Source organism: Kitasatospora sp. NPDC091207 (assembly GCF_044768625.1).
Taxonomy (GTDB): Bacteria; Actinomycetota; Actinomycetes; order Streptomycetales; family Streptomycetaceae; genus Kitasatospora.
The window spans coordinates 651,553-671,919 of the sequence record NZ_JBIVVS010000001.1 but is presented as its reverse complement, the minus strand read 5'-3'; the positions used below and the strand labels follow the sequence as shown (position 1 = coordinate 671,919).

General features: G+C 72.7%; 19 protein-coding genes. 16 read left to right on the top strand and 3 right to left on the bottom strand.

Annotated elements, in window-relative coordinates; genetic code table 11:
- Window positions 1-126: 126 nt before the first annotated feature.
- Window positions 127-579, bottom strand: a complete 453-nt coding sequence (locus tag ACIQTO_RS02990; protein ID WP_402382032.1) for a hypothetical protein — start codon at window positions 577-579, stop codon at window positions 127-129.
- Between the two features lie 257 nt (window positions 580-836).
- On the opposite strand from ACIQTO_RS02990, the gene ACIQTO_RS02985 reads away from it, so the two are divergent.
- Window positions 837-1,670 carry a hypothetical protein gene (locus tag ACIQTO_RS02985; RefSeq protein ID WP_380571737.1) on the top strand — a complete coding sequence of 278 codons (834 nt, stop codon included), beginning with the start codon at window positions 837-839 and terminating at the stop codon, window positions 1,668-1,670.
- A gap of 77 nt (window positions 1,671-1,747) precedes the next feature.
- Here ACIQTO_RS02985 and ACIQTO_RS02980 read toward each other — a convergent pair whose 3' ends face one another.
- The gene (locus ACIQTO_RS02980) at window positions 1,748-2,917 is read right to left on the bottom strand and encodes an NADH-quinone oxidoreductase subunit D (protein ID WP_402382030.1); all 1,170 of its coding nucleotides are present in this window, start codon (window positions 2,915-2,917) and stop codon (window positions 1,748-1,750) included.
- Window positions 2,914-3,933, bottom strand: coding sequence for an SAM-dependent methyltransferase (locus ACIQTO_RS02975; RefSeq protein ID WP_402382027.1), 1,020 nt, complete (start codon window positions 3,931-3,933; stop codon window positions 2,914-2,916). Before ACIQTO_RS02975 ends, ACIQTO_RS02980 begins: the two co-directional genes overlap by 4 nt.
- A 129-nt stretch (window positions 3,934-4,062) precedes the next feature.
- On the opposite strand from ACIQTO_RS02975, the gene ACIQTO_RS02970 reads away from it, so the two are divergent.
- The 15 genes from ACIQTO_RS02970 to ACIQTO_RS02900 all read left to right on the top strand — a co-directional run bounded on the left by ACIQTO_RS02970 (window position 4,063) and on the right by ACIQTO_RS02900 (window position 20,031).
- Complete coding sequence (locus ACIQTO_RS02970; protein ID WP_402382024.1) at window positions 4,063-5,292, top strand: sensor histidine kinase; 1,230 nt, start codon at window positions 4,063-4,065, stop codon at window positions 5,290-5,292.
- Window positions 5,293-5,324: 32 nt separating this feature from the next.
- Window positions 5,325-6,014, top strand: coding sequence for a response regulator (locus ACIQTO_RS02965; protein WP_402382022.1), 690 nt, complete (start codon window positions 5,325-5,327; stop codon window positions 6,012-6,014).
- Between the two features lie 247 nt (window positions 6,015-6,261).
- Window positions 6,262-7,209 (top strand): Rossmann-like and DUF2520 domain-containing protein, encoded by a 948-nt coding sequence (locus ACIQTO_RS02960; protein ID WP_402382019.1) that lies wholly within the window; start codon window positions 6,262-6,264, stop codon window positions 7,207-7,209.
- Entirely contained in the window at window positions 7,209-8,132 is a 924-nt protein-coding gene (gene panC / locus ACIQTO_RS02955; protein ID WP_402382016.1) for a pantoate--beta-alanine ligase, read from the top strand. Before ACIQTO_RS02960 ends, panC begins: the two co-directional genes overlap by 1 nt.
- A gap of 174 nt (window positions 8,133-8,306) precedes the next feature.
- Window positions 8,307-8,756, top strand: a complete 450-nt coding sequence (gene panD, locus ACIQTO_RS02950) for an aspartate 1-decarboxylase (protein ID WP_402382013.1) — start codon at window positions 8,307-8,309, stop codon at window positions 8,754-8,756.
- Window positions 8,757-8,773: 17 nt separating this feature from the next.
- On the top strand, window positions 8,774-10,447 hold the full coding sequence (locus ACIQTO_RS02945; RefSeq protein WP_402382011.1) for an L-aspartate oxidase: 1,674 nt from the start codon (window positions 8,774-8,776) through the stop codon (window positions 10,445-10,447).
- A 2-nt stretch (window positions 10,448-10,449) separates the two neighbouring features.
- Window positions 10,450-11,412, top strand: a complete 963-nt coding sequence (gene nadC / locus ACIQTO_RS02940) for a carboxylating nicotinate-nucleotide diphosphorylase (RefSeq protein ID WP_402382008.1) — start codon at window positions 10,450-10,452, stop codon at window positions 11,410-11,412.
- A 35-nt stretch (window positions 11,413-11,447) separates the two neighbouring features.
- Window positions 11,448-12,233 carry a type III pantothenate kinase gene (locus ACIQTO_RS02935; protein ID WP_380571559.1) on the top strand — a complete coding sequence of 262 codons (786 nt, stop codon included), beginning with the start codon at window positions 11,448-11,450 and terminating at the stop codon, window positions 12,231-12,233.
- A 466-nt stretch (window positions 12,234-12,699) separates the two neighbouring features.
- Window positions 12,700-13,431, top strand: a complete 732-nt coding sequence (locus ACIQTO_RS02930; protein ID WP_402382006.1) for a hypothetical protein — start codon at window positions 12,700-12,702, stop codon at window positions 13,429-13,431.
- 149 nt (window positions 13,432-13,580) lie between these two features.
- The gene (gene lysX / locus ACIQTO_RS02925; protein WP_402382004.1) at window positions 13,581-15,140 is read left to right on the top strand and encodes a bifunctional lysylphosphatidylglycerol synthetase/lysine--tRNA ligase LysX; all 1,560 of its coding nucleotides are present in this window, start codon (window positions 13,581-13,583) and stop codon (window positions 15,138-15,140) included.
- Window positions 15,141-15,144: 4 nt separating this feature from the next.
- Window positions 15,145-15,267 carry a hypothetical protein gene (locus tag ACIQTO_RS02920; protein WP_329488349.1) on the top strand — a complete coding sequence of 41 codons (123 nt, stop codon included), beginning with the start codon at window positions 15,145-15,147 and terminating at the stop codon, window positions 15,265-15,267.
- Between the two features lie 117 nt (window positions 15,268-15,384).
- A complete protein-coding gene (locus ACIQTO_RS02915) occupies window positions 15,385-15,822 on the top strand; it encodes a BlaI/MecI/CopY family transcriptional regulator (protein WP_402382001.1) in 438 nt (145 codons plus the stop codon).
- 9 nt (window positions 15,823-15,831) lie between these two features.
- Complete coding sequence (locus ACIQTO_RS02910; protein WP_380571552.1) at window positions 15,832-16,368, top strand: amino-acid N-acetyltransferase; 537 nt, start codon at window positions 15,832-15,834, stop codon at window positions 16,366-16,368.
- Window positions 16,369-16,460: 92 nt separating this feature from the next.
- Entirely contained in the window at window positions 16,461-16,811 is a 351-nt protein-coding gene (locus tag ACIQTO_RS02905; RefSeq protein ID WP_402381997.1) for an Lsr2 family protein, read from the top strand.
- A gap of 700 nt (window positions 16,812-17,511) precedes the next feature.
- Entirely contained in the window at window positions 17,512-20,031 is a 2,520-nt protein-coding gene (locus ACIQTO_RS02900; RefSeq protein WP_329488353.1) for an ATP-dependent Clp protease ATP-binding subunit, read from the top strand.
- Window positions 20,032-20,367 lie beyond the last annotated feature (336 nt).

Genomic DNA, 20,367 nt, shown 5'->3' with positions numbered 1-20,367 from the left:
ACGTACGGACGTTCGACGTGCGGACTTCGACGCGCGGCCCGGAACACGCGGACCCGGACGCGCGGCCCGCCGACGTACCGCCCGCCGCGTGCGGCCCCACCCGCGGACCGCCGGACCGCCGGGCCGTCAGGCCGATCTGTCCTTGGGGACGGTGGCCGGGGCCCCCGGGGTTGCGGCCGGCGCCCCGGGCTTCCCGCCCGCCGCCGGCCCGCCGGGGCCGCCGGGGCCGCCCTTGCCCGGGCCGCCGCCGAATCCGGCGGCGGCCGTCGTCTCGGCGTCGACCGTCCGCTCGGCCATGGTGTGCAGCCCGGATCCGACCTGCCCCAGCTGCCCCGCCAGCCCGCGCAGGCCGCCGAGCAGCCCACCGCGCGCGCCCTGGTAGACGGCGGCGAACCCGCTGCCCGGCTGGTCCAGCCCCCAGGGGCTGCCGAGCGCGGTGAGGGACTGCTCCAGGCCGGCGGCGGCCTTCCCGAAGTCCTCCGAGATCTTCTCGAACTCCCGCCCCTCGCCGTGCAGTTCCCACGGCTTGAGGGCGAACCTGCCGCTCCCGGCGTCACCGCTGCTGCTGCCGCTGGCCATCCCCGTACCTCCCCGTAGCGGACCGGCCGCCATCCTAGGGGTGCCGCCGGGCCGGGCCGCAGCGCGCCGATGACCTCTTCACCCCGCCTTCACCTCGCCCGGCGGCGGCGTCGTCGGCGACCACTCGGTGAAATCACCGCAAATACCCCGGCCGCAGGCGGTTCGCACCGCCGCGAAGGCTCTACCCTTGCCGGGTGGCAGCAGCAGAGACGTCCAAGAAGAAGCCCAAGACCGGAGCGACCCCGGTCGACCTCGCGATGCCGACCCTGCGCGCCGAGGTCCCGCTCGACGCCCCGCGCCCCGAGGTCCCGCTCGACTTCCCGCGCGCCTGGGTCGAGTTCGCCGACCCCGACGACGAGGAGCAGGTCTTCCGCTGCGACCTCACCTGGCTGACCTCCCGCTGGACGTGCATCTTCGGCCGGGGCTGCCAGGGCATCCGCGAGGGCCGCGGCGAGTCGGACGGCTGCTGCACGCTCGGCGCCCACTACTCGGACGAGGACGACGAGCAGCGCGTGGCCGGCCACGCGGCCCGGCTGACGCCCGAGATCTGGGAGAACTTCGCGCACGGCACCGACGCCAAGGGCCGGATCAGGCTCGACGGCGGCATCACCATGTTCGACGAGGACGGCGACCGGCAGACCCGGCGGGTCAACGGCGCCTGCCTGTTCCTCAACAGCCCCGGCTTCCCCGGCGGCGCCGGCTGCGCCCTGCACACCCTCGCGCTCAAGGAGGGCAAGGAGCCGCTGGAGACCAAGCCGGACGTCTGCTGGCAGCTCCCGGTGCGCCGCACCTACGACTGGATCGACCGCCCGGACGACACCCGCTACCTCCAGGTCACCATCGGCGAGTACGACCGGCGGGGCTGGGGCCCGGGCGGCCACGACCTGCACTGGTGGTGCACCGGCAGCCCGGACGCGCACACCGGCCCGGACCCGGTGTACATCAGCTACCGCCCCGAGCTCACCGAGCTGATGGGCCCGGCCGGGTACCAGGTGCTGGCCGGCCTCTGCGAGCAGCGGATCGCCACCAAGGGCGACCGCAAGGTGGCCCCGCACCCGGCCGACCCGGCGAAGAAGACCGGCAGGAAGTAGCCCACCGCCCGCATCGCCGCCGCCACGTGCCCGGCGCCCCGCGCCATGCCGGGGCGCCGCCGCACGCCCGGGCGCCGCTACTTGTCGATGTCGCCGACGACGAAGAACATCGAGCCCAGGATGGCCACCATGTCGGCGACCAGGGTGCCGGGCAGCAGCTCGGTGAGCGCCTGGATGTTGTTGAAGGACGCCGAGCGCAGCTTCAGCCGCCACGGCGTCTTGTCACCGCGCGAGACCAGGTAGTAGCCGTTGACGCCGAGCGGGTTCTCCGTCCAGGCGTAGGTGCTGCCCTCGGGGGCCTTGAGCACCTTGGGCAGCCGCAGGTTGACCGGGCCGGGCGCCAGCGTGGCGAGCTTGTCCAGGCAGGCGTCCGCGAGGTCCAGCGAGTTGACCGTCTGCTCCAGCAGGCACTCGAACCGGGCCAGGCAGTCGCCCTCCTCGCGGGTGACCACGGTGAGCACCTGCCGAAGTTCCTCGGAGCCGTACGCCAGGTAGGGCTCGTCGCGGCGCAGGTCGAAGTCGAGCCCGCTGGCCCGCGCGATCGGACCGCTGACCCCGTACGCCTCGGCGTGCGCCTTGCTGAGCACGCCGACGCCGGCGGTGCGGGCCCGGAAGATCTCGTTGCCGAGGACGAGCTCCTCGAAGACCGGCAGCTGCGAGCGGACGGTGGCGACCGCCGCCCGGACCCGGCCGAGCCAGCCGGCCGGCACGTCCTCCTTGAGGCCGCCGACCCGGTTGAACATGTAGTGCATCCGGCCGCCGGAGGCCTCCTCCAGCACGTGCTGGAGGTCCTCGCGGCTGGAGAAGGCGTGGAAGATCGGGGTGATCCCGCCCAGCTCCAGCGGGTAGGAGCCGAGGAACATCAGGTGGTTGAGGACGCGGTTCAGCTCCGCGAGCATGGTGCGGATCCAGACCGCGCGCTCGGGCACCTCCATGCCGAGCATCCGCTCGACGCCGAGCACCACGCCCAGCTCGTTGGCGAACGCGGAGAGCCAGTCGTGCCGGTTCGCCAGCATGATGATCTGCCGGTAGTCGCGGGCCTCGAAGAGCTTCTCCGCGCCGCGGTGCATGTAGCCGATCACCGGCTCCGCGGTGACGATCCGCTCGCCGTCCAGCACCAGCTTCAGCCGCAGCACGCCGTGGGTCGCCGGGTGCTGCGGGCCGATGTTGAGCACCATGTCGGTGCTGCCCGCCTCGCCGGTGACGTTCTCGGCTCCCGCCCCGATACCGACCGTGGTCTCCCTCATGACCCGAGAGTCTGCCATCCCCCGAGGCCGGCGAGGGTCTCCGGTACCGGCATGCGGACGGCCTGCGCGAGCCAGCCGAACGCGCCCAGGCCCGCCGGGTCGGTCAGCTCGGCGCCCTCCCCGGCGCCGCCGAGCGCCCGCAGGTAGGCCACCGGGTCGGTGGAGGCCAGCGCCAGCGGCGGGCGGGCCCCGCTCACACCGAGCGCCCGCAGCGCCTCCCGCTGGGTTGTCCACAGGCTGTGGAGGGCGGGCGCGGCCACGGCGTCCAGCGCCACGTGCGCGGTGAGGTCGCAGGAGCCGTCCGGCACCGGGCGCACCTCACGGCCCGCCCGGAAGCCGGTCAGGGTGGTGAGGACCGGGCGGTGCCCGGTGGTGTGCCCGTAGTCCGCCGCGACCGCGAGGCCGCGCTCCAGCCCCGCGACGGCCGAGGCCCAGCAGGCGTCGCGGGGGGCGCCGAACTCCACCGCGTCCCCCGGCGCCGGGGCCGGCCACCAGCGCGCGGCCCAGGCCGCGTCGGCCTCGTCCACCGCGCCGCCGAGCCGCTCCTCGCCGGTCGCGGTGTCCACCTCGACGTAGCGCAGCACCCCGTCCCCGTCCACCTCGCCGAGGTCCAGCGGCACGTTGTCCAGCCACTCGTTGGCGAACAGCAGGCCGCTGACGCCGCTCGGCACCTCGTCCGTCCACAGGGCTGTGGACGGCAGTCCGGCCGGGCGGTCCGCCGCGATCTCCACCCCGTACGGCCGCAGCCGGGCCAGCACCCGGTCCGGCAGCTCGGCCAGCACCCCGGCCAGCAACTCACCGCGACCGGCCCCGACGTCCACGAAGGCCAGCTCCTCCGGGCGGCCCAGTGCCTCGTCCACGTCCAGCAGCAGCCGGGCGACCGCGCGGGCGAACAGCGGGGAGGCGTGCACGGAGGTGCGGAAATGCCCGGCCGGCCCCTCCGGCCTGCGGTAGAAGCCGCCCTCCGGGGCGTAGAGGGCCTCTTCCATGGCGGGCCGCCACCGCATCCAACTCATGCGGCGGGACGCTACCCGGCGGCGGGCCGACCCTCCCAACCGGAGCCGGGGCTTCTCCGACCTAGGGAGTAGAGCGGATCGCCCTCCCGGCGGACCTGACCACGCTCCGCGACTGCCTACGCTTGAGACGTGCAACGACTCAACGCCTGGCTCCGCCGTCACCCCATGGTGGTCGACTCCGCCTGGGCGGCGATGGTGCTGTTCTTCGGCCTGCTCCCCAACGACGCGGGCCAGGGCGGGTGGCAACAGAGCGTCCAACTCGCGATCGCGGTCGTCCTGCCGCTGCTGATGGTCTTCCGGCGGCGCCGGCCCGACATCACGGTGACCGCCGCCGTCGTGATCGGGCTGACCCAGGTCGCGCTCGACGTCGACCCGGGCGGCTCCAGCATCGCCTACCTGGTCTTCGCGTACACCGGGGCCGCCTTCGGCTCCGCCTGGATCTCCCGGTTGGCGCTCGCCGCCGGCCTGTCCGCCGGACCGCTGGTGTTCTGGGAGCAGGGGCTGCTCAAGAGCCAGTACCACCCGGAGACCAGCACGACGACCTTCCACCCCTACGGCGTCGGCGAAACGCTCCTCATCATGGGGCTGATGACCAGCCCGTTCATCCTGTGCTGGGCGTGGGGCCGGCTCACCCGGGTGCGCCGCGCCTACCTGGTCGAGCTGGAGGACCGCGCCGCCCGGCTGGAGCGCGAGCGCGACGCCCAGGCCAAGGTGGCGGTCGCCGCCGAGCGCGCCCGGATCGCCCGTGAGCTGCACGACGTGGTCGCGCACAACGTGTCCGTCATGATCGTCCAGGCCGACGGCGCCGCCTACGTGCTGGACAACTCGCCCCAGCAGGCCAAGGAGGCGCTCGGCACGATCGCCTCCACCGGACGCCAGGCCCTCGTCGAGATGCGCCGGCTGCTGGGCGTGCTGCGCACCGCGGACACCGCCGAGGAGTACGTGCCGCAGCCCGGCGTCGAGGAGCTGCCCGACCTGCTGGACCAGGTCCGCACCGCCGGCCTCCAGGTGGACTTCGCCACCTCGGGCGACCCGCGCGAGCTGCCGCGCGGCGTCGAGCTGACCGTCTACCGGATCGTCCAGGAAGCGCTGACCAACGTGCGCAAGCACGGCGGCCCCGATGTGCACGCCCGGGTCGCGGTCGACTTCGGCGACCGCGAGCTGGCCGTCCTGATCGAGGACGACGGCCGCGGCTCGACCGACGAGCAGCTGACCTCCGGCGGGACGGACGGCCAGGGCCACGGCCTGATCGGGATGCGCGAGCGGGTCGGCATGGTCAGCGGCAGTCTGGACGTCGGGCCGCGCCCCGGCGGCGGCTTCCGGATCCGCGCCGTCCTGCCGCTCAAGGCAGCACACTGACCACGTTGCCGCCCACGAACCAGGAGACCACCTTGACCATCCGCGTGATGCTCGTCGACGACCAGGAGCTGCTGCGCACCGGCTTCCGGATGATCCTGCAGTCCCAGGGCGACATCGAGATCGTCGCCGAGGCCGGCGACGGCGCGCAGGCCCTGGAGAGGCTGCGGCACACACGGGTGGACGTGATCCTGATGGACGTCCGGATGCCCCGCCTCGACGGGGTGCAGGCCACCCGCCGGATCTGCCTCGCCGAGGACGGCAGCCCGCTGCCCGAGGCCCCGCACGTCCTCATCCTGACCACCTTCGACCTGGACGAGTACGCCTTCGCCGCGCTCAAGGCCGGGGCCAGCGGGTTCCTGCTCAAGGACGTGCCGCCGACCGAGCTGGTGGCCGCGATCCGCGCGGTGCACGGCGGCGACGCCGTGGTCGCGCCGACCACCACCCGCCGCATGATCGACCGGTTCGCCGAGGTGCTGCCCACCGCGGCGAGCGCGCCCGGCCCGGACACCCTCGGCCCGCTCACCGAGCGCGAGCGCGAGGTGTTCCTGCTGGTCGCCCAGGGCCTCTCGAACGGCGAGATCGCCGCCCGGCTGGTCCTCTCCGAGGCCACCGTGAAGACCCACGTCGGCCGGATCCTGGCCAAGCTCCGCCTGCGCGACCGGGTCCAGGCCGTGGTGCTCGCCTACGAGGCGGGCCTGATCCGGGCCGGCGCGGCGGACTAGGACTAGGTCCGGGCCCCCGGCCGGGGGCCCGGACCGGGCCGCGCAGCGGATGAGGGCCGGACCGGACCCGGCCGTAGAATGGGCCGGTGCGTCCGGTACCCGCCGAGGACCGGAACGGTAAGAGTGAGGACCAGGGCCCAGCCGTGAGCGAGCGAACCGGGCTCACCGTCGAGAGGTGCGCCATGGCGACTGCCCCCGCCGAGCGCCGGGACCGCCCCCGGCCCGGAACCGGTCCGGAGGTGGCCGCGTGAGCGCCTCCGACAGCACCGGCCCCTCCCCGCTCGCCGACGGTTTCGGCGACCCGGCGGACCCGGGCAACCGCCCGGCCCGCCTCACCGTCGGGGTGGTCGGCACCGGCCGGGTCGGCCCGGCGCTGGGCGCCGCCCTGCAGCTCGCCGGGCACCGGGTGGTCGCCGCCTCCGGGGTGTCCGCCGCCTCCCGCCGCCGCGCCGAGCAACTGCTGCCGGGCGTGCGGATCGTCTCCCCACCGCAGGTGCTCGCCGCCGCCGACCTGGTGCTGCTCACCGTCCCCGACGACGCGCTGGCCGACCTGGTGGCCGGCCTCGTCGCGACCGGCTCGGTGCGCCCCGGCCAGCTGGTCGTGCACACCTCGGGCGCGCACGGCGTCGCCGTCCTGGAGCCCGCCACCCGGGCCGGGGCGCTGCCGCTGGCGCTGCACCCCGCGATGACCTTCACCGGCACCCCGGTCGACCTCGCCCGGCTGGCCGGCTGCCCGTTCGGGGTCACCGCCCCCGACGAGCTGCGCCCGGTCGCCGAGGCCCTGGTGGTGGAGATGGGCGGCGATCCCGAGTGGGTGCCGGAGGGGGTCCGCCCGCTCTACCACACGGCCCTCGCGCACGGCGCCAACCACCTGGTCACCCTGGTCGCCCAGGCGTCGGAGCTGCTGCGCACGGCCGGCGTCGCCGAGCCCGGCCGGCTGCTCGGCCCGCTGCTGGGCGCCGCCCTGGACAACAGCCTGCGCTCCGGCGACGCGGCCCTCACCGGCCCGGTCGCCCGGGGCGACGCGGGCACCGTTCGGCGCCACCTGGCGCAGCTCAGTACGGTGTCCCCGGACATCCCGGCCGCCTACCGGGCGATGGCCCGCGCCACCGCCCAGCGGGCGCTGGCCCACGGGACGATCGACGAAGCTTCGGCGGCGGCGCTGCTGGACGTACTGAACGAGGAGAACCACTGATGGCACGCGGCAAGCAGCCCGGCAAGGCCCAGCGGGCGCCGAAGGTCCACCGGGCCGTCGTCACCCGGACCGTCACCGACTTCGAGGCGGCCTTCTGGCCGGACGAGCAGCCGGTGGACAACGCGGTCGTGATGACCATGGGCGCCCTGCACGAGGGGCATGCCGCGCTCGTCCGGGCCGCCCGCAAGCAGGTCGGCCGGGAGGGGCGGGTCGCCGTCACCGTCTTCGTCAACCCGCTGCAGTTCGGCGCCGGCGAGGACCTCGAGCGCTACCCGCGCGACCTGGACGCGGACGTCCGGCTGGCCGAGGAGAACGGCGCCGACGTCGTCTTCGCGCCGTCCGTCGAGGAGGTCTACCCGAACGGCGAGCCGCAGGTGCGCCTGGCGGCCGGCCCGATGGGCGAGCGCTTCGAGGGCACCACCCGGCCCGGCCACTTCGACGGGGTGCTGACCGTGGTGGCCAAGCTGCTGCACATCACCGACCCGGACTTCGCCTTCTTCGGCGAGAAGGACGCCCAGCAGCTGGCGGTCATCCAGCGGATGGTGGCCGACCTGGACTTCGACGTCGAGATCATCGGGGTGCCGACCGCCCGCGAGGAGGACGGGCTGGCGCTCTCCTCCCGCAACCGCTTCCTGTCCGCCGAGGAGCGCGAGCGCGCGCTCGTACTGTCCAAGGCCCTGTTCGCCGGCCGCGACGTGGCCGCGCAGGGGGCGAAGGCCGTGCGCGAGGCCGCCGCGGCCGCCCTCGCCGCCTCGACCGGGGCACCCGGCGCCGAAGGCGTCACCCTCGACTACCTCGCCCTGATCGACCCGCACGACTTCACCGAGGCGGCGGACGACTTCCAGGGCGAGGCGGTGCTGGCCGTCGCCGCGAAGGTGGGCTCCACCCGCCTGATCGACAACGTCCACGTCATCTGCCGCTAGGCAGAGGACCGGCAAGCACAGAATCCGCCGCCAGGCAGAGGACCGGCAAGCACAGAATCCGCCGCCAGGCAGAGGACCGGCAAGCACAGAATCCGCCGCCAGGCACCGGCACCACCCGCAGGACCGTCCGGAAGCACTTCCCCGCAGGCATGCACTCATTGGAGGCGTGACCCCATGCTCCGCACCATGCTCAAGTCCAAGATCCACCGGGCCACCGTGACCCAGGCCGACCTGCACTACGTCGGCTCCGTCACGGTGGACGAGGACCTGCTCGACGCCGCCGACCTGCTCCCCGGCGAGCTGGTCCACATCGTCGACATCAACAACGGCGCCCGGCTGGAGACCTACACCATCGCCGGCCCGCGCGGCACCGGCGTGATCGGCATCAACGGCGCGGCCGCGCGCCTGGTCCACCCCGGCGACCTCGTCATACTCATCGCCTACGGGCAGATGGACACCGCCGAGGCCAAGGGCTACCTGCCGAAGGTGGTCTTCGTGGACGCCGACAACCGGATCACCGGCATGGGCGGCGACCCCGCCGAGGCCGGGGAGGGCACCGGACTGCGCCGCGGCGACGCGGCGTACGGTGACGGCAACGGCGCGGCCCCGACCGCCGCGCGCTGAAGGAGCCACTGAACGCCATGCCCGCCACGCACCGCCTCACCGCCCCCGCCCCCGGCTGGACGACCACCACCGACGTCGTCGTGGTCGGCTCCGGCGTGGCCGGCCTCACCGTCGCCCTCAACGTCCGCAAGGCCGGCCTGCGGGCCGTGGTGGTCACCAAGGCGATGCTCGACGACGGGTCCACCCGCTGGGCCCAGGGCGGCATCGCCGCCGCCCTGGGCGAGGGTGACACCCCCGAGCAGCACCTGGACGACACCCTGGTGGCCGGTGCCGGACTCTGCGACGAGGAGGCCGTGCGCACCCTCGTGACCGAGGGCCCGGAGGCCGTCCGCCACCTGATCGCCACCGGCGCCGCGTTCGACCGCGGCGAGGACGGCGAGATCCTGCTCACCCGCGAGGGCGGCCACCACCGCCGCCGGATCGCGCACGCCGGCGGGGACGCCACCGGCGCCGAGATATCGCGCGCCCTGGTCACCGCCGTCCGGTCCGACCCGGGCCTGGAGCTGATCGAGCACGCCCTCGTCCTCGACCTGCTCACCGACGCCGCCGGGCACGCCGCCGGCCTCACCCTGCACGTGATGGGCGAGGGCCAGCGCGACGGCGTCGGGGCCATCCGGGCCCGCGCGGTGGTCCTGGCCACCGGCGGCATGGGCCAGGTCTTCTCCGCCACCACCAATCCGGCGGTCTCCACCGGCGACGGCGTGGCGCTCGCGCTGCGGGCCGGCGCCGAGGTCACCGACCTGGAGTTCGTCCAGTTCCACCCGACGGTGCTCTGGCTCGGCCCGGAGGCCGAGGGCCAGCAGCCGCTGGTCTCCGAGGCGGTCCGCGGCGAGGGCGCGCACCTGGTCGACGCGACGGGCACCCGCTTCATGCTCGGGCAGCACGAACTGGCCGAGCTGGCCCCGCGCGACATCGTCGCCAAGGCCATCACCCGGCAGATGCAGCTCCGCGGCGCCGAGCACATGTACCTGGACGGGCGGCACTTCGGCGCCGCGATGTGGGAGCAGCGGTTCCCGACCATCCTCACCTCCTGCCGGGCGCACGGCATCGACCCGGTCACCGAGCCGATCCCGGTCGCCCCGGCCGCGCACTACGCCTCCGGCGGCATCCGCACCGACCTCTCCGGCCGCACCACCGTCCCCGGCCTGTACGCCTGCGGCGAGGTGGCCTGCACCGGGGTGCACGGCGCCAACCGGCTGGCCTCCAACTCTCTGCTGGAGGGCCTGGTCTTCGCCGAGCGGATCGCTGCCGACCTGACCGCCCGGCACCGCGCGGACGACCTGCCCGAGCGCTCGGTGGACGTCGCCACCGCGCGCGCCGCCCACCCGGTGCCGCTGCCCGCGCCCGAGGCGCGCGCCGAGATCCAGCGGCTGATGTCGCGCGGGGCCGGCGTGCTGCGCTCGGCCGCGTCGATGGCCGACGCGGCCGCCGGGCTCACCCTGCTCGCCGAGCAGGCGTTCGCGCACGTCGCCGAGGAGAAGCCGGCCGACCCCCGGGTGGAGACCTGGGAGGCCGCCAACCTGCTGCTGGTCGCCAGCGCACTGGTGGCGGCCGCCGCGCAGCGTGCCGAGACCCGCGGCTGCCACTGGCGCGAGGACTTCCCCGAGCGGGACGACGCCCACTGGCAGCGCCATCTGATCCTTACCCTCACCGCCTCCGGCGATCCTGTCAGCACCCCTGAGGAGCAGTAACCATGACCCACTCCCACGAGGAACTCCCGATGGCCGGTGGCTGCGGCGACGGCTGCGCGTGCGGGGACGGCGACGGCTACGAGACCGGCCTGGACCCCCAGCTCGCCGAGCTGCTGGAGGAGGCCGGCCTCGACCCGATCGAGGTCGAGGACATCGCCACCCTGGCGCTGGCCGAGGACCTGGCCGGCGGCGAGGACGTCACCTCCGTCGCCACCGTGCCCGCCGACGCCGTCGCCACCGCCGACTTCACCGCCCGCGAGGCCGGTGTGGTGGCCGGCCTGCGGATCGCCGAGGCGGTCGTCTCGCTGGTCTGCGAGGAGGAGTTCGAGGTCGAGCGGCACGTCCAGGACGGCGACCGGGTCGAGGCCGGCCAGGTGCTGCTCTCCGTCCGCAGCCGCACCCGCGACCTGCTGACCGCCGAGCGCAGCGCGCTCAACCTGCTCTGCCACCTGTCCGGCATCGCCACCGCGACCCGCGCCTGGGCGGACGCCCTGGAGGGCACCGGCGCGGTGGTCCGCGACACCCGCAAGACCACCCCGGGCCTGCGGGCCCTGCAGAAGTACGCGGTCCGCTGCGGCGGCGGCGCCAACCACCGGATGGCGCTCTCCGACGCGGCCCTGGTCAAGGACAACCACGTGATCGCGGCCGGCGGCGTCGCCGAGGCGTTCCGGGCCGTCCGGGCCGCCTACCCCGACCTGCCGGTCGAGGTCGAGGTGGACACCCTGGAGCAGATCCCGCCGGTGCTGGAGGCCGGGGCCGACCTCGTCCTGCTGGACAACTTCACCGTGCCGCGGCTGAAGCAGGCCGTCGAGCTGGTGGCCGGGCGCGCCCGGCTGGAGGCGTCCGGCGGACTGACCCTGGCCAGCGCGCGCGAGGTCGCCCAGACTGGGGTCGACTACCTGGCCGTGGGCGCGCTCACGCACTCCTCGCCGATCCTGGACATCGGCCTGGATCTGCGCGCCTGATCACCTCTGATCACCCCTCACGCAGAAGGCACCCCATGCTGCTCACCATCGACGTCGGCAACACCCAGACCACGCTCGGCCTGTTCGACGGCGAGGACGTGGTCGAGCACTGGCGGATCTCCACCGATCCGCGCCGCACGGCCGACGAGCTGGCGGTGCTCCTGCAGGGCCTGATGGGCTCGCACACCGCGGTCAACGAGGCCGCGGTGGAGGGCCTGGCGATCTGCTCGTCCGTCCCCTCCGTGCTCCACGAGTTCCGCGAGGTGACGCGCCGTTACTACGGCGACGTCCCCGCGGTGATCGTGGAGCCGGGGGTGAAGACGGGCGTGCACGTCCTGATGGACCATCCCAAGGAGGTCGGCGCCGACCGGATCGTCAACGCGCTGGCCGCCAACCACCTGTACGGCGGCCCGTGCATCGTGGTCGACTTCGGCACCGCCACCACCTTCGACGCGATCAACGCCCGCGGCGACTACGTCGGCGGCGCGATCGCCCCCGGGATCGAGATCTCGGTGGAGGCGCTCGGCGCGCGTGGCGCCCAGCTGCGCAAGATCGAGCTGGCCCGGCCCCGCAACGTGATCGGCAAGAACACCGTCGAGGGCATGCAGTCCGGCATCCTCTACGGCTTCGCCGGCCAGGTCGACGGCCTGGTCGAACGGATGGCCAAGGAGCTCGCCAAGGACCCGGACGACGTCCAGGTGATCGCCACCGGCGGGCTGGCCCCGCTCGTCCTCGGCGAGGCCGGCACCATCGATGTCCACGAGCCCTGGCTGACCCTGATCGGCCTGCGCCTGGTGTACGAGCGCAACCGGCCCAGCTGACACCGGACTTCACCGCGACCACTGGTGTCCGCCGCCCCGGCGGCGGACACCGGATCCACCCGGACGGGACATCCGCCCGCGCTTTCCGACCCTTCCTCGCGTTCCCGGCCGGCGCGGCCCCGCGCCGTGCCGGTGTCACGCCCCGGGCCGGGCAGCGCGCCGGACCGGCGGCCGGGGAGGCCGACGGGCACCGGGGGGTGCGGGCCGGGACCGGGCCCGCCCGGGGAGCCCGTCCACCCGGCCGGACACCCTGCCGCGCCGTCACGCACGGGGCGGCGAACCGTACGGGGACGGCGAACCGTACGGGGCCGCGCCGGGATCTGCCCGGTGATCGGGGCCGCCGGGGCCGGGGCGCTGCGGCGCCGAGCGACCGGACCCTTCGTCCACAGGACATTCACCGGGCCAAACGTGGGGGATCGGCGCGACGTTACCGACAAATCGGATATTCCTCACGTAGTGTCAGCTCATGCCTACGCCACACGGATCGCGCGGCGGCATGGCCTTCAGCGCCGACGAAGTCCGCGTGTTGCGCCGCGCCCTCGCCCAAGCCCTGCACCCCGCCGCCCCCGCCCATCTCCACCTCCCGGACCGGCTGCCGTTCGGCGGCGCGAGCGCCGAGCTGTGGGCGGAGGACGTCCAGGACGCCCTGCGCCTGACCGAGGCGATCGACGAGGCCGTCCACGAGGGCGGCCGACTGCGCGCCTTCCTGCTCGCCGACCTCGGCCGCTACCGGGCGGCGCTGCCCGGCAGCGCCGCCGGCTACCTGGAACGCCTGGAGGAGGCGGTGACCGACGGCTACCTCCCCGGGCCCGAGGACCTCACCGCGCTGCGCGGCCTGACCCGTCAGCCGTGCGGCCAGCACGAGCGGTCCCGCCGCTCCCGGCTGGCCGGGCGGTGCCACGCACTGGCCGAGGCGGCCGTCCGCGAACGGCTCGCCCTCACCACCGGCCAGCGCCACCTCGTTGCCGTACCGAGCCCTGCCGCACCCCCGAGCAGTCTCCCCACCCCTGTTGGAGGACGGATCCCGATGAGCAGCACCGAGCCCGGCGCAGAGCAGCCCGACGCCCCCCGGACCCCGCCCCGACCGCACCGGATGCCGACCCCCGCCGAACTCTTCGGCCGTCGCGCCAAGCCCCCGGCCCGGCCCGCGCCGCCCGCCGCCCCCGAGGAGCTGGAGCTGGCCACCGGCACCGGCTGACCGAGCCGCCCGCGAGAGAGGGGGAGACCGCCGGAGCGGTCTCCCCCTCTTTCACGGAGGCGTACGGGACGGGCGGCCCCCGCCGTCCACCCGTGCGGCACGGCCAACCCGTGGCGGATCGCCGGTCCGGGGCTGGCTACCCTGGTGGGGTGAGCGATCAGAGCCCCATCCCCGCGACCGACGACCTCCCCGAGCAGATGCGCGTCCGGCGCGAGAAGCTGGACCGGCTCCGGGCGGCCGGCATCGACCCGTACCCGGTCGGCTTCCCCCGCACCAGCACCATCGCCGACCTGCGGGCCAAGCACCCGGACCTCGCACCGGACATCGCGACCGGCGAGCGGGTCGGCATCACCGGCCGGGTGATCCTCTCCCGCACCGGCGGCAAGCTCTGCTTCGCCACCCTGCGCGACGGCAGCGGCGACCTCCAGGTGATGCTCTCCCTGGACAAGCTGGGCACCGAGCGGCTGGCGGCCTGGAAGTCCGACATCGACCTCGGTGACCAGGTCGGCGTCGAGGGCGAGGTGATCACCTCCCGCCGCGGCGAGCTGTCGGTGATGGTGGACGCGTGGGCGCTCACCGCCAAGTGCCTGCGCCCACTGCCGGACAAGCACAAGGGCCTGACCGACCCGGAGGCCCGGGTCCGCCAGCGGTACGTCGACCTGATCGTCAACCCCGAGGCCCGCGAGATCCTGCACCTGCGCAGCAAGGTGGTCCGCTCGATCCGCCGCACCTACGAGGAGCGCGGCTACATCGAGGTCGAGACCCCGATGCTGCAGCCGGTGCACGGCGGCGCCAACGCGCGTCCGTTCAAGACCCACATCAACGCGTACGACATCGACCTGTTCATGCGCATCGCCCCCGAGCTCTACCTCAAGCGACTGGTGGTCGGCGGCGCGGAGAAGGTCTTCGAGATCAACCGCAACTTCCGCAACGAGGGCGCGGACTCCACCCACAACCCCGAGTTCACCTCGCTGGAGTCCTACGAGGCCTACGGCGACTACGACACCCAGGCCGAGCTGATCCGGGCGACGATCATCAACGCCGCCCGGGACGCGCTGGGCACCACGGTGATCCGGGGCCTGGACCCGCACGGCGTGGAGCACGAGATCGACCTGGCCGAGCCGTGGGCCGAGGTCGGCGTCTACCCGGGCATCTCGGAGCACCTGGGCACCCAGGTCACCCCGGAGACCGGGGTGGAGGAGCTGCGCAAGCTGGCCACCGAGCACGGCATCCCGTTCGAGAAGGACTGGGGCCACGGCCAGATCGTGCTGGAGATGGTCGAGCGCCTGCTGGAGGAGAACGCCGTCGCGCCGACCTTCATCAAGGACTACCCGACCGAGGTCTCCCCGCTGACCCGCCAGCACCGCTCGATCGCGGGCGTGGCCGAGAAGTGGGACCTGGTCATCTTCGGTACCGAGATCGGCACCGCCTACTCCGAGCTGGTCGACCCGGTCGAGCAGCGCGCCCGGCTGACCGCGCAGTCCCTGCTGGCGGCCGGCGGCGACGTCGAGGCGATGCAGGTCGACGAGGACTTCCTGCGGGCCCTGGAGTACGCGATGCCGCCCACCGGCGGCCTCGGCCTCGGGGTGGACCGCCTGATCATGCTGCTCACCGGCAAGAACATCCGGGAGACCGTGCTCTTCCCGCTCGTGAAGCCGGAGCCCAAGGCGTCCGCCGCCACCGCGGCGGACAAGACCGAGGAGGAGTGACCTGATGGACTACGTCAGCGCGATCGTCCCGCCGCTGGTCATGGCGATCGGCTTCGGCTTCCTGGTGCGGGCCATCATCCGCAGCCAGGGCGGGGCCCAGAAGGCCAAGGAGGACGCGGTCGACTGACCCCGTCACCGGCCGCGAGCACCGGCGCGCCGCCATTCCCGATTCCGGGGGTGGCGGCGCGCCGGTTTGCGGCACTTCACAAGATTTGCCCCATTCACTCCCTATCCTGGCCGCACTATGGTCCGGCAACTCGGCGAACTTGAGAACGCCATCATGACCCGGGTGTGGCAGTGGAACCGACCGGTCACGGTTCGCGAGGTTCTGCTGGATCTGCAGTCGGAACGCGAAATCGCGTACACCACGGTGATGACCGTCCTGGACAAGCTGCACAGAAAGGGCTGGCTGCGCCGGGACCGCGTCGGGCGGGCCTATCGATATGAACCGGTCTCCTCCCGCGAGGCGTACACGGCGGCTCTGATGAACGACGCCTGGGCCACCAGCGACAATCCCGCGGCCGCCCTGGTGCACTTCTTCGGCCTGATGTCACCCGAGCAACGGGAGGCGCTGCGCGACGCGTTGCGGGTGGCCGCTCTGTTCCCGCCCGATCCGGTGGGGCCGGACTCCGCGGAATCCGGGACGGATACCGGGGAGACCGGGGCGGGGCCGGCACGATAACGTCCCGCCATGGAGGTCACCATCCGCCGGGCGCGGACCACGGACGTGCGGGCCGTGCGCGGGCTCATCGACGCCTACTCGCGCGACGGCATTCTGCTCGACAAGCCCACCGTCACCCTGTTCGAATCCGTGCAGGAGTTCTGGGTCGCGGAACGCGACGACACCGGGGCGGTCGTGGCCTGCGGCGCGCTGCACGTGATGTGGGAGGACCTCGCCGAAGTGCGCACGCTCGCGGTCGATCCGTCCTGCCGCGGCCACGGCGTCGGACACCTCCTGCTGGAGAAGCTGCTGCAGACCGCGCGCTGGCTCGGCGTCCGTCGGATTTTCTGCTTGACGTTCGAGGTGCCCTTCTTCGCGAAACACGGTTTCGTCGAGATCGGCGAGGCCCAGGAAACCGATGATGGTACGACAGACCCGGCTGCGATCGCTACGGATGTCTATGAAGAACTTCTCCGCTCGTACGATGAAGGTGTCGCGGAGTTCCTCGACCTGGAGCGGGTGAAGCCCAACACACTGGGCAACTCACGCATGCTGCTGCACCTGTGAGCGGCTCCCGACCCGGGCAGGGGTTTGTGTTTTCCGGAGAAAGGCGCTTTCCTTTCCTTAGGCAATGGGTCGTTTAGCGGAAAGGGAAGCCCGTGGCACAGAGGGTGCAGGTCATTCTTGAAGACGATCTCGACGGCGGTTCGGCGGACGAGACGGTGACGTTCGCGCTCGACGGCGTTGCCTACGAGATCGACCTGAAGAGCGCCAACGCGGACAAGCTGCGCGGTCTGCTGGCGCCTTACGTGGACAAGGGCCGCAAGCAGAGCGGCCGGCTCGCCGGCGCCCGGCGCCCGGGTCGCGGCGCGGCTCCGCGCCCGTCCGGCGGGGCGCCGGACACCGCCAAGATCCGCGCGTGGGCCAAGGAGCAGGGCCTGGAGGTCAACGACCGCGGCCGGGTGCCGAGCACCGTCCGCGAGGCCTACGACAAGGCCAACGCGGCCTGATTCCGGCAACGCCGGACCGCCGGAGCGGGTGCGGGGCTCCAGGGGTCGCCCGGGGCGTACCTGGCACATGCGCGGGGCGCGGAGGAATCTTCTCCGCGCCCTGCGGCGCATGCCCGTCCGGATCGTCCGGCCCGTCCGGCCGGCCCCGCGGGCACGGCGGCGGCCCCGGGCACGGGCGCCCCTTCGGGCACCCGGCCGGGCAGCACCGGAACGGGCGGCGGAACAATCACGAGCTGTGCAACGCTGTAGGGGCGAAGCGGTAACGCCGACACCACCGGGATGGCCTACCGACCCCGACGGTCGGAGCTGACCCACCGTCACCGCCGGCCGACTTCTCGCCAGGCGAACACCGCCACCGCGGAAACTGCGCGAGAACCGCCCCGATACCGGGTATGAATGCAGGTGGACGGCGCCCAGGGCACCGTCCGGGGCAGTACGTGCGACCCGCCGGAGACCGTCCGGATCCGCCCAGGCCGGTGTTGTTCGCCGATGGCGTAGCGGTATCTGGTGCATCCGGCCCACCTGTGGGAACACCGTCTCCCAGCATCAGGTTGGGATTGGTGTCGGCTGGTCGCGCAGCATGTCGCTCCCGTACCGGGGAGTGAATCCGTGGGCCGCGCCGCTGAGCGGGACTAGCATGCGGAAGGACAGGGCGGGGACCGACCCCGAACTGCCCGACCGCTCTGAGGAGCGATAAACGATGTTCGAGAGGTTCACCGACCGCGCGCGGCGGGTTGTCGTCCTGGCTCAGGAAGAAGCCCGGATGCTCAACCACAACTACATCGGCACCGAGCACATCCTCCTGGGTCTGATCCACGAGGGTGAGGGTGTCGCCGCTAAGGCCCTGGAGAGCCTCGGGATTTCTCTTGAGGCCGTTCGCCAGCAGGTCGAGGAGATCATCGGCCAGGGCCAGCAGGCCCCGTCCGGTCACATTCCCTTCACCCCCCGGGCGAAGAAGGTCCTGGAGCTGTCGCTCCGGGAGGCCCTGCAGCTCGGCCACAACTACATCGGCACCGAGCACATCCTGCTCGGCCTGATCCGCGAGGGCGAGGGCGTCGCCGCCCAGGTCCTGGTGAAGCTCGGGGCCGACCTCAACCGGGTGCGCCAGCAGGTCATCCAGCTGCTGTCCGGCTACCAGACCGGCGGCGGCAAGGAGTCGGCCACGGCCGGCGGCCCCGCCGAGGGCACCCCGTCGACCTCGCTGGTCCTGGACCAGTTCGGCCGCAACCTCACCCAGGCCGCCCGCGAGGCCAAGCTCGACCCGGTCATCGGGCGCGAGAAGGAGATCGAGCGGGTCATGCAGGTGCTGTCCCGCCGCACCAAGAACAACCCCGTGCTGATCGGTGAGCCCGGCGTCGGCAAGACGGCCGTGGTCGAGGGCCTGGCCCAGGCGATCGTCAAGGGCGAGGTCCCGGAGACGCTCAAGGACAAGCAGCTCTACACGCTGGACCTGGGCGCCCTGGTGGCCGGCTCGCGCTACCGCGGTGACTTCGAGGAGCGCCTGAAGAAGGTGCTCAAGGAGATCCGCACCCGCGGCGACATCATCCTGTTCATCGACGAGCTGCACACCCTGGTCGGCGCGGGCGCCGCCGAGGGCGCCATCGACGCCGCCAGCATCCTCAAGCCGATGCTGGCCCGCGGCGAGCTGCAGACCATCGGTGCCACCACGCTCGACGAGTACCGCAAGCACCTGGAGAAGGACGCCGCGCTGGAGCGCCGCTTCCAGCCGATCCAGGTCGCCGAGCCGTCGCTGCCGCACACCATCGAGATCCTCAAGGGCCTGCGCGACCGCTACGAGGCCCACCACCGGGTCTCCATCACGGACGCCGCCCTGGTCGCCGCCGCCACCCTGGCCGACCGCTACATCTCGGACCGCTTCCTGCCGGACAAGGCCATCGACCTGATCGACGAGGCCGGCTCCCGGATGCGCATCCGCCGGATGACCGCGCCGCCGGACCTGCGCGAGTTCGACGAGAAGATCGCCGACGTGCGCCGCGAGAAGGAGAGCGCGATCGACGCGCAGGACTTCGAGAAGGCCGCGTCCCTGCGCGACGACGAGAAGCAGCTCCTGCAGGCCAAGGCCAAGCGCGAGAAGGAGTGGAAGGCCGGCGACATGGATGTCGTCGCGGAGGTCGACGAGGAGCTCATCGCCGAGGTCCTGGCCACCGCCACCGGCATCCCGGTCTTCAAGCTGACCGAGGAGGAGTCCTCCCGGCTGCTGCGCATGGAGGACGAGCTGCACAAGCGCGTCATCGGCCAGAAGGACGCCATCAAGGCGCTCTCCCAGGCCATCCGGCGCACCCGCGCGGGCCTCAAGGACCCGAAGCGTCCCGGCGGCTCGTTCATCTTCGCCGGCCCGTCCGGCGTCGGTAAGACCGAGCTGTCCAAGACGCTCGCCGAGTTCCTCTTCGGCGACGAGGACGCGCTCATCTCGCTCGACATGTCCGAGTTCTCGGAGAAGCACACCGTCTCCCGGCTCTTCGGTTCGCCCCCCGGCTACGTGGGCTACGAGGAGGGCGGCCAGCTGACCGAGAAGGTCCGCCGCAAGCCGTTCTCCGTCGTCCTCTTCGACGAGGTGGAGAAGGCCCACCCGGACATCTTCAACTCGCTGCTGCAGATCCTGGAGGACGGTCGCCTGACCGACTCCCAGGGCCGCGTGGTCGACTTCAAGAACACCGTCATCATCATGACGACCAACCTCGGCACCCGGGACATCTCCAAGGGCTTCAACCTGGGCTTCGCGGCCACGGGTGACTCCACCACCGGGTACGAGCGGATGAAGGCGAAGGTCGGCGAGGAGCTCAAGCAGCACTTCCGCCCCGAGTTCCTGAACCGCGTCGACGACATCGTGGTCTTCCACCAGCTGTCCGAGGAAGACATCATCCAGATCGTCGACCTCATGATCGACAAGGTGGACGGCCGCCTCCGGGACCGCGACATGGGCCTGGAGCTCAGCATCGAGGCCAAGAAGCTGCTCGCCAAGCGCGGCTACGACCCGCTGCTGGGTGCCCGGCCGCTGCGCCGCACCATCCAGCGCGAGATCGAGGACCACCTCTCCGAGAAGATCCTCTTCGGCGAGCTGCGGGCCGGCCACATCGTGGTCGTCGGTGTCGAGGGCGAGGGCAAGGAAGCGAAGTTCACCTTCCGCGGCGAGGAGAAGTCCGCGGTCGCGGACACTCCGGCCGCGGTGGCCTCGTCCGGTCCGGACCTGACGAAGTAGTAACAGTTAACAGATAACAGCACACAATCTGGGCCCCCGGCGTTCGCGCCGGGGGCCCAGACGTTTTACGTCCGGTGGCGAAAGCTGTGATCCACCCCACGGGCTCGCAGGTGGGAGGCCTGTTCGGGCGGCGGTGTGGGTGCGATCGACTGAGCAGCCATCTTTAATGCCAATGATGTTGACGGATCGTCAGTTGATAGTGGGTCGCGGAGCATAGCGCTGTAGCCATGTCACGGTCAAGGTCTATCTTTTCCGTCCACGCTTGGATCAAATGTCGTCCACCTGTCTTTCATTGGTTTACCGGAAGGCCAAGAGCCGGACCGGTTTGGGGAGGAC

What these genes read in the sequence shown, in the direction of transcription:
- ACIQTO_RS02990 (WP_402382032.1), bottom strand. Translation starts at nt 579, where the DNA reads ATGGCCAGCGGCAGCAGCAGCGGTGACGCCGGGAGCGGCAGGTTCGCC.
- ACIQTO_RS02985 (WP_380571737.1), top strand. Translation starts at nt 837, where the DNA reads ATGCCGACCCTGCGCGCCGAGGTCCCGCTCGACGCCCCGCGCCCCGAG.
- ACIQTO_RS02980 (WP_402382030.1), bottom strand. Translation starts at nt 2,917, where the DNA reads ATGAGGGAGACCACGGTCGGTATCGGGGCGGGAGCCGAGAACGTCACC.
- ACIQTO_RS02975 (WP_402382027.1), bottom strand. Translation starts at nt 3,933, where the DNA reads ATGAGTTGGATGCGGTGGCGGCCCGCCATGGAAGAGGCCCTCTACGCC.
- panC (WP_402382016.1), top strand. Translation starts at nt 7,209, where the DNA reads ATGGCACGCGGCAAGCAGCCCGGCAAGGCCCAGCGGGCGCCGAAGGTC.
- panD (WP_402382013.1), top strand. Translation starts at nt 8,307, where the DNA reads ATGCTCCGCACCATGCTCAAGTCCAAGATCCACCGGGCCACCGTGACC.
- ACIQTO_RS02945 (WP_402382011.1), top strand. Translation starts at nt 8,774, where the DNA reads ATGCCCGCCACGCACCGCCTCACCGCCCCCGCCCCCGGCTGGACGACC.
- nadC (WP_402382008.1), top strand. Translation starts at nt 10,450, where the DNA reads ATGACCCACTCCCACGAGGAACTCCCGATGGCCGGTGGCTGCGGCGAC.
- ACIQTO_RS02935 (WP_380571559.1), top strand. Translation starts at nt 11,448, where the DNA reads ATGCTGCTCACCATCGACGTCGGCAACACCCAGACCACGCTCGGCCTG.
- ACIQTO_RS02930 (WP_402382006.1), top strand. Translation starts at nt 12,700, where the DNA reads ATGCCTACGCCACACGGATCGCGCGGCGGCATGGCCTTCAGCGCCGAC.
- ACIQTO_RS02920 (WP_329488349.1), top strand. Translation starts at nt 15,145, where the DNA reads ATGGACTACGTCAGCGCGATCGTCCCGCCGCTGGTCATGGCGATCGGC.
- ACIQTO_RS02915 (WP_402382001.1), top strand. Translation starts at nt 15,385, where the DNA reads ATGGTCCGGCAACTCGGCGAACTTGAGAACGCCATCATGACCCGGGTG.
- ACIQTO_RS02910 (WP_380571552.1), top strand. Translation starts at nt 15,832, where the DNA reads ATGGAGGTCACCATCCGCCGGGCGCGGACCACGGACGTGCGGGCCGTG.
- ACIQTO_RS02900 (WP_329488353.1), top strand. Translation starts at nt 17,512, where the DNA reads ATGTTCGAGAGGTTCACCGACCGCGCGCGGCGGGTTGTCGTCCTGGCT.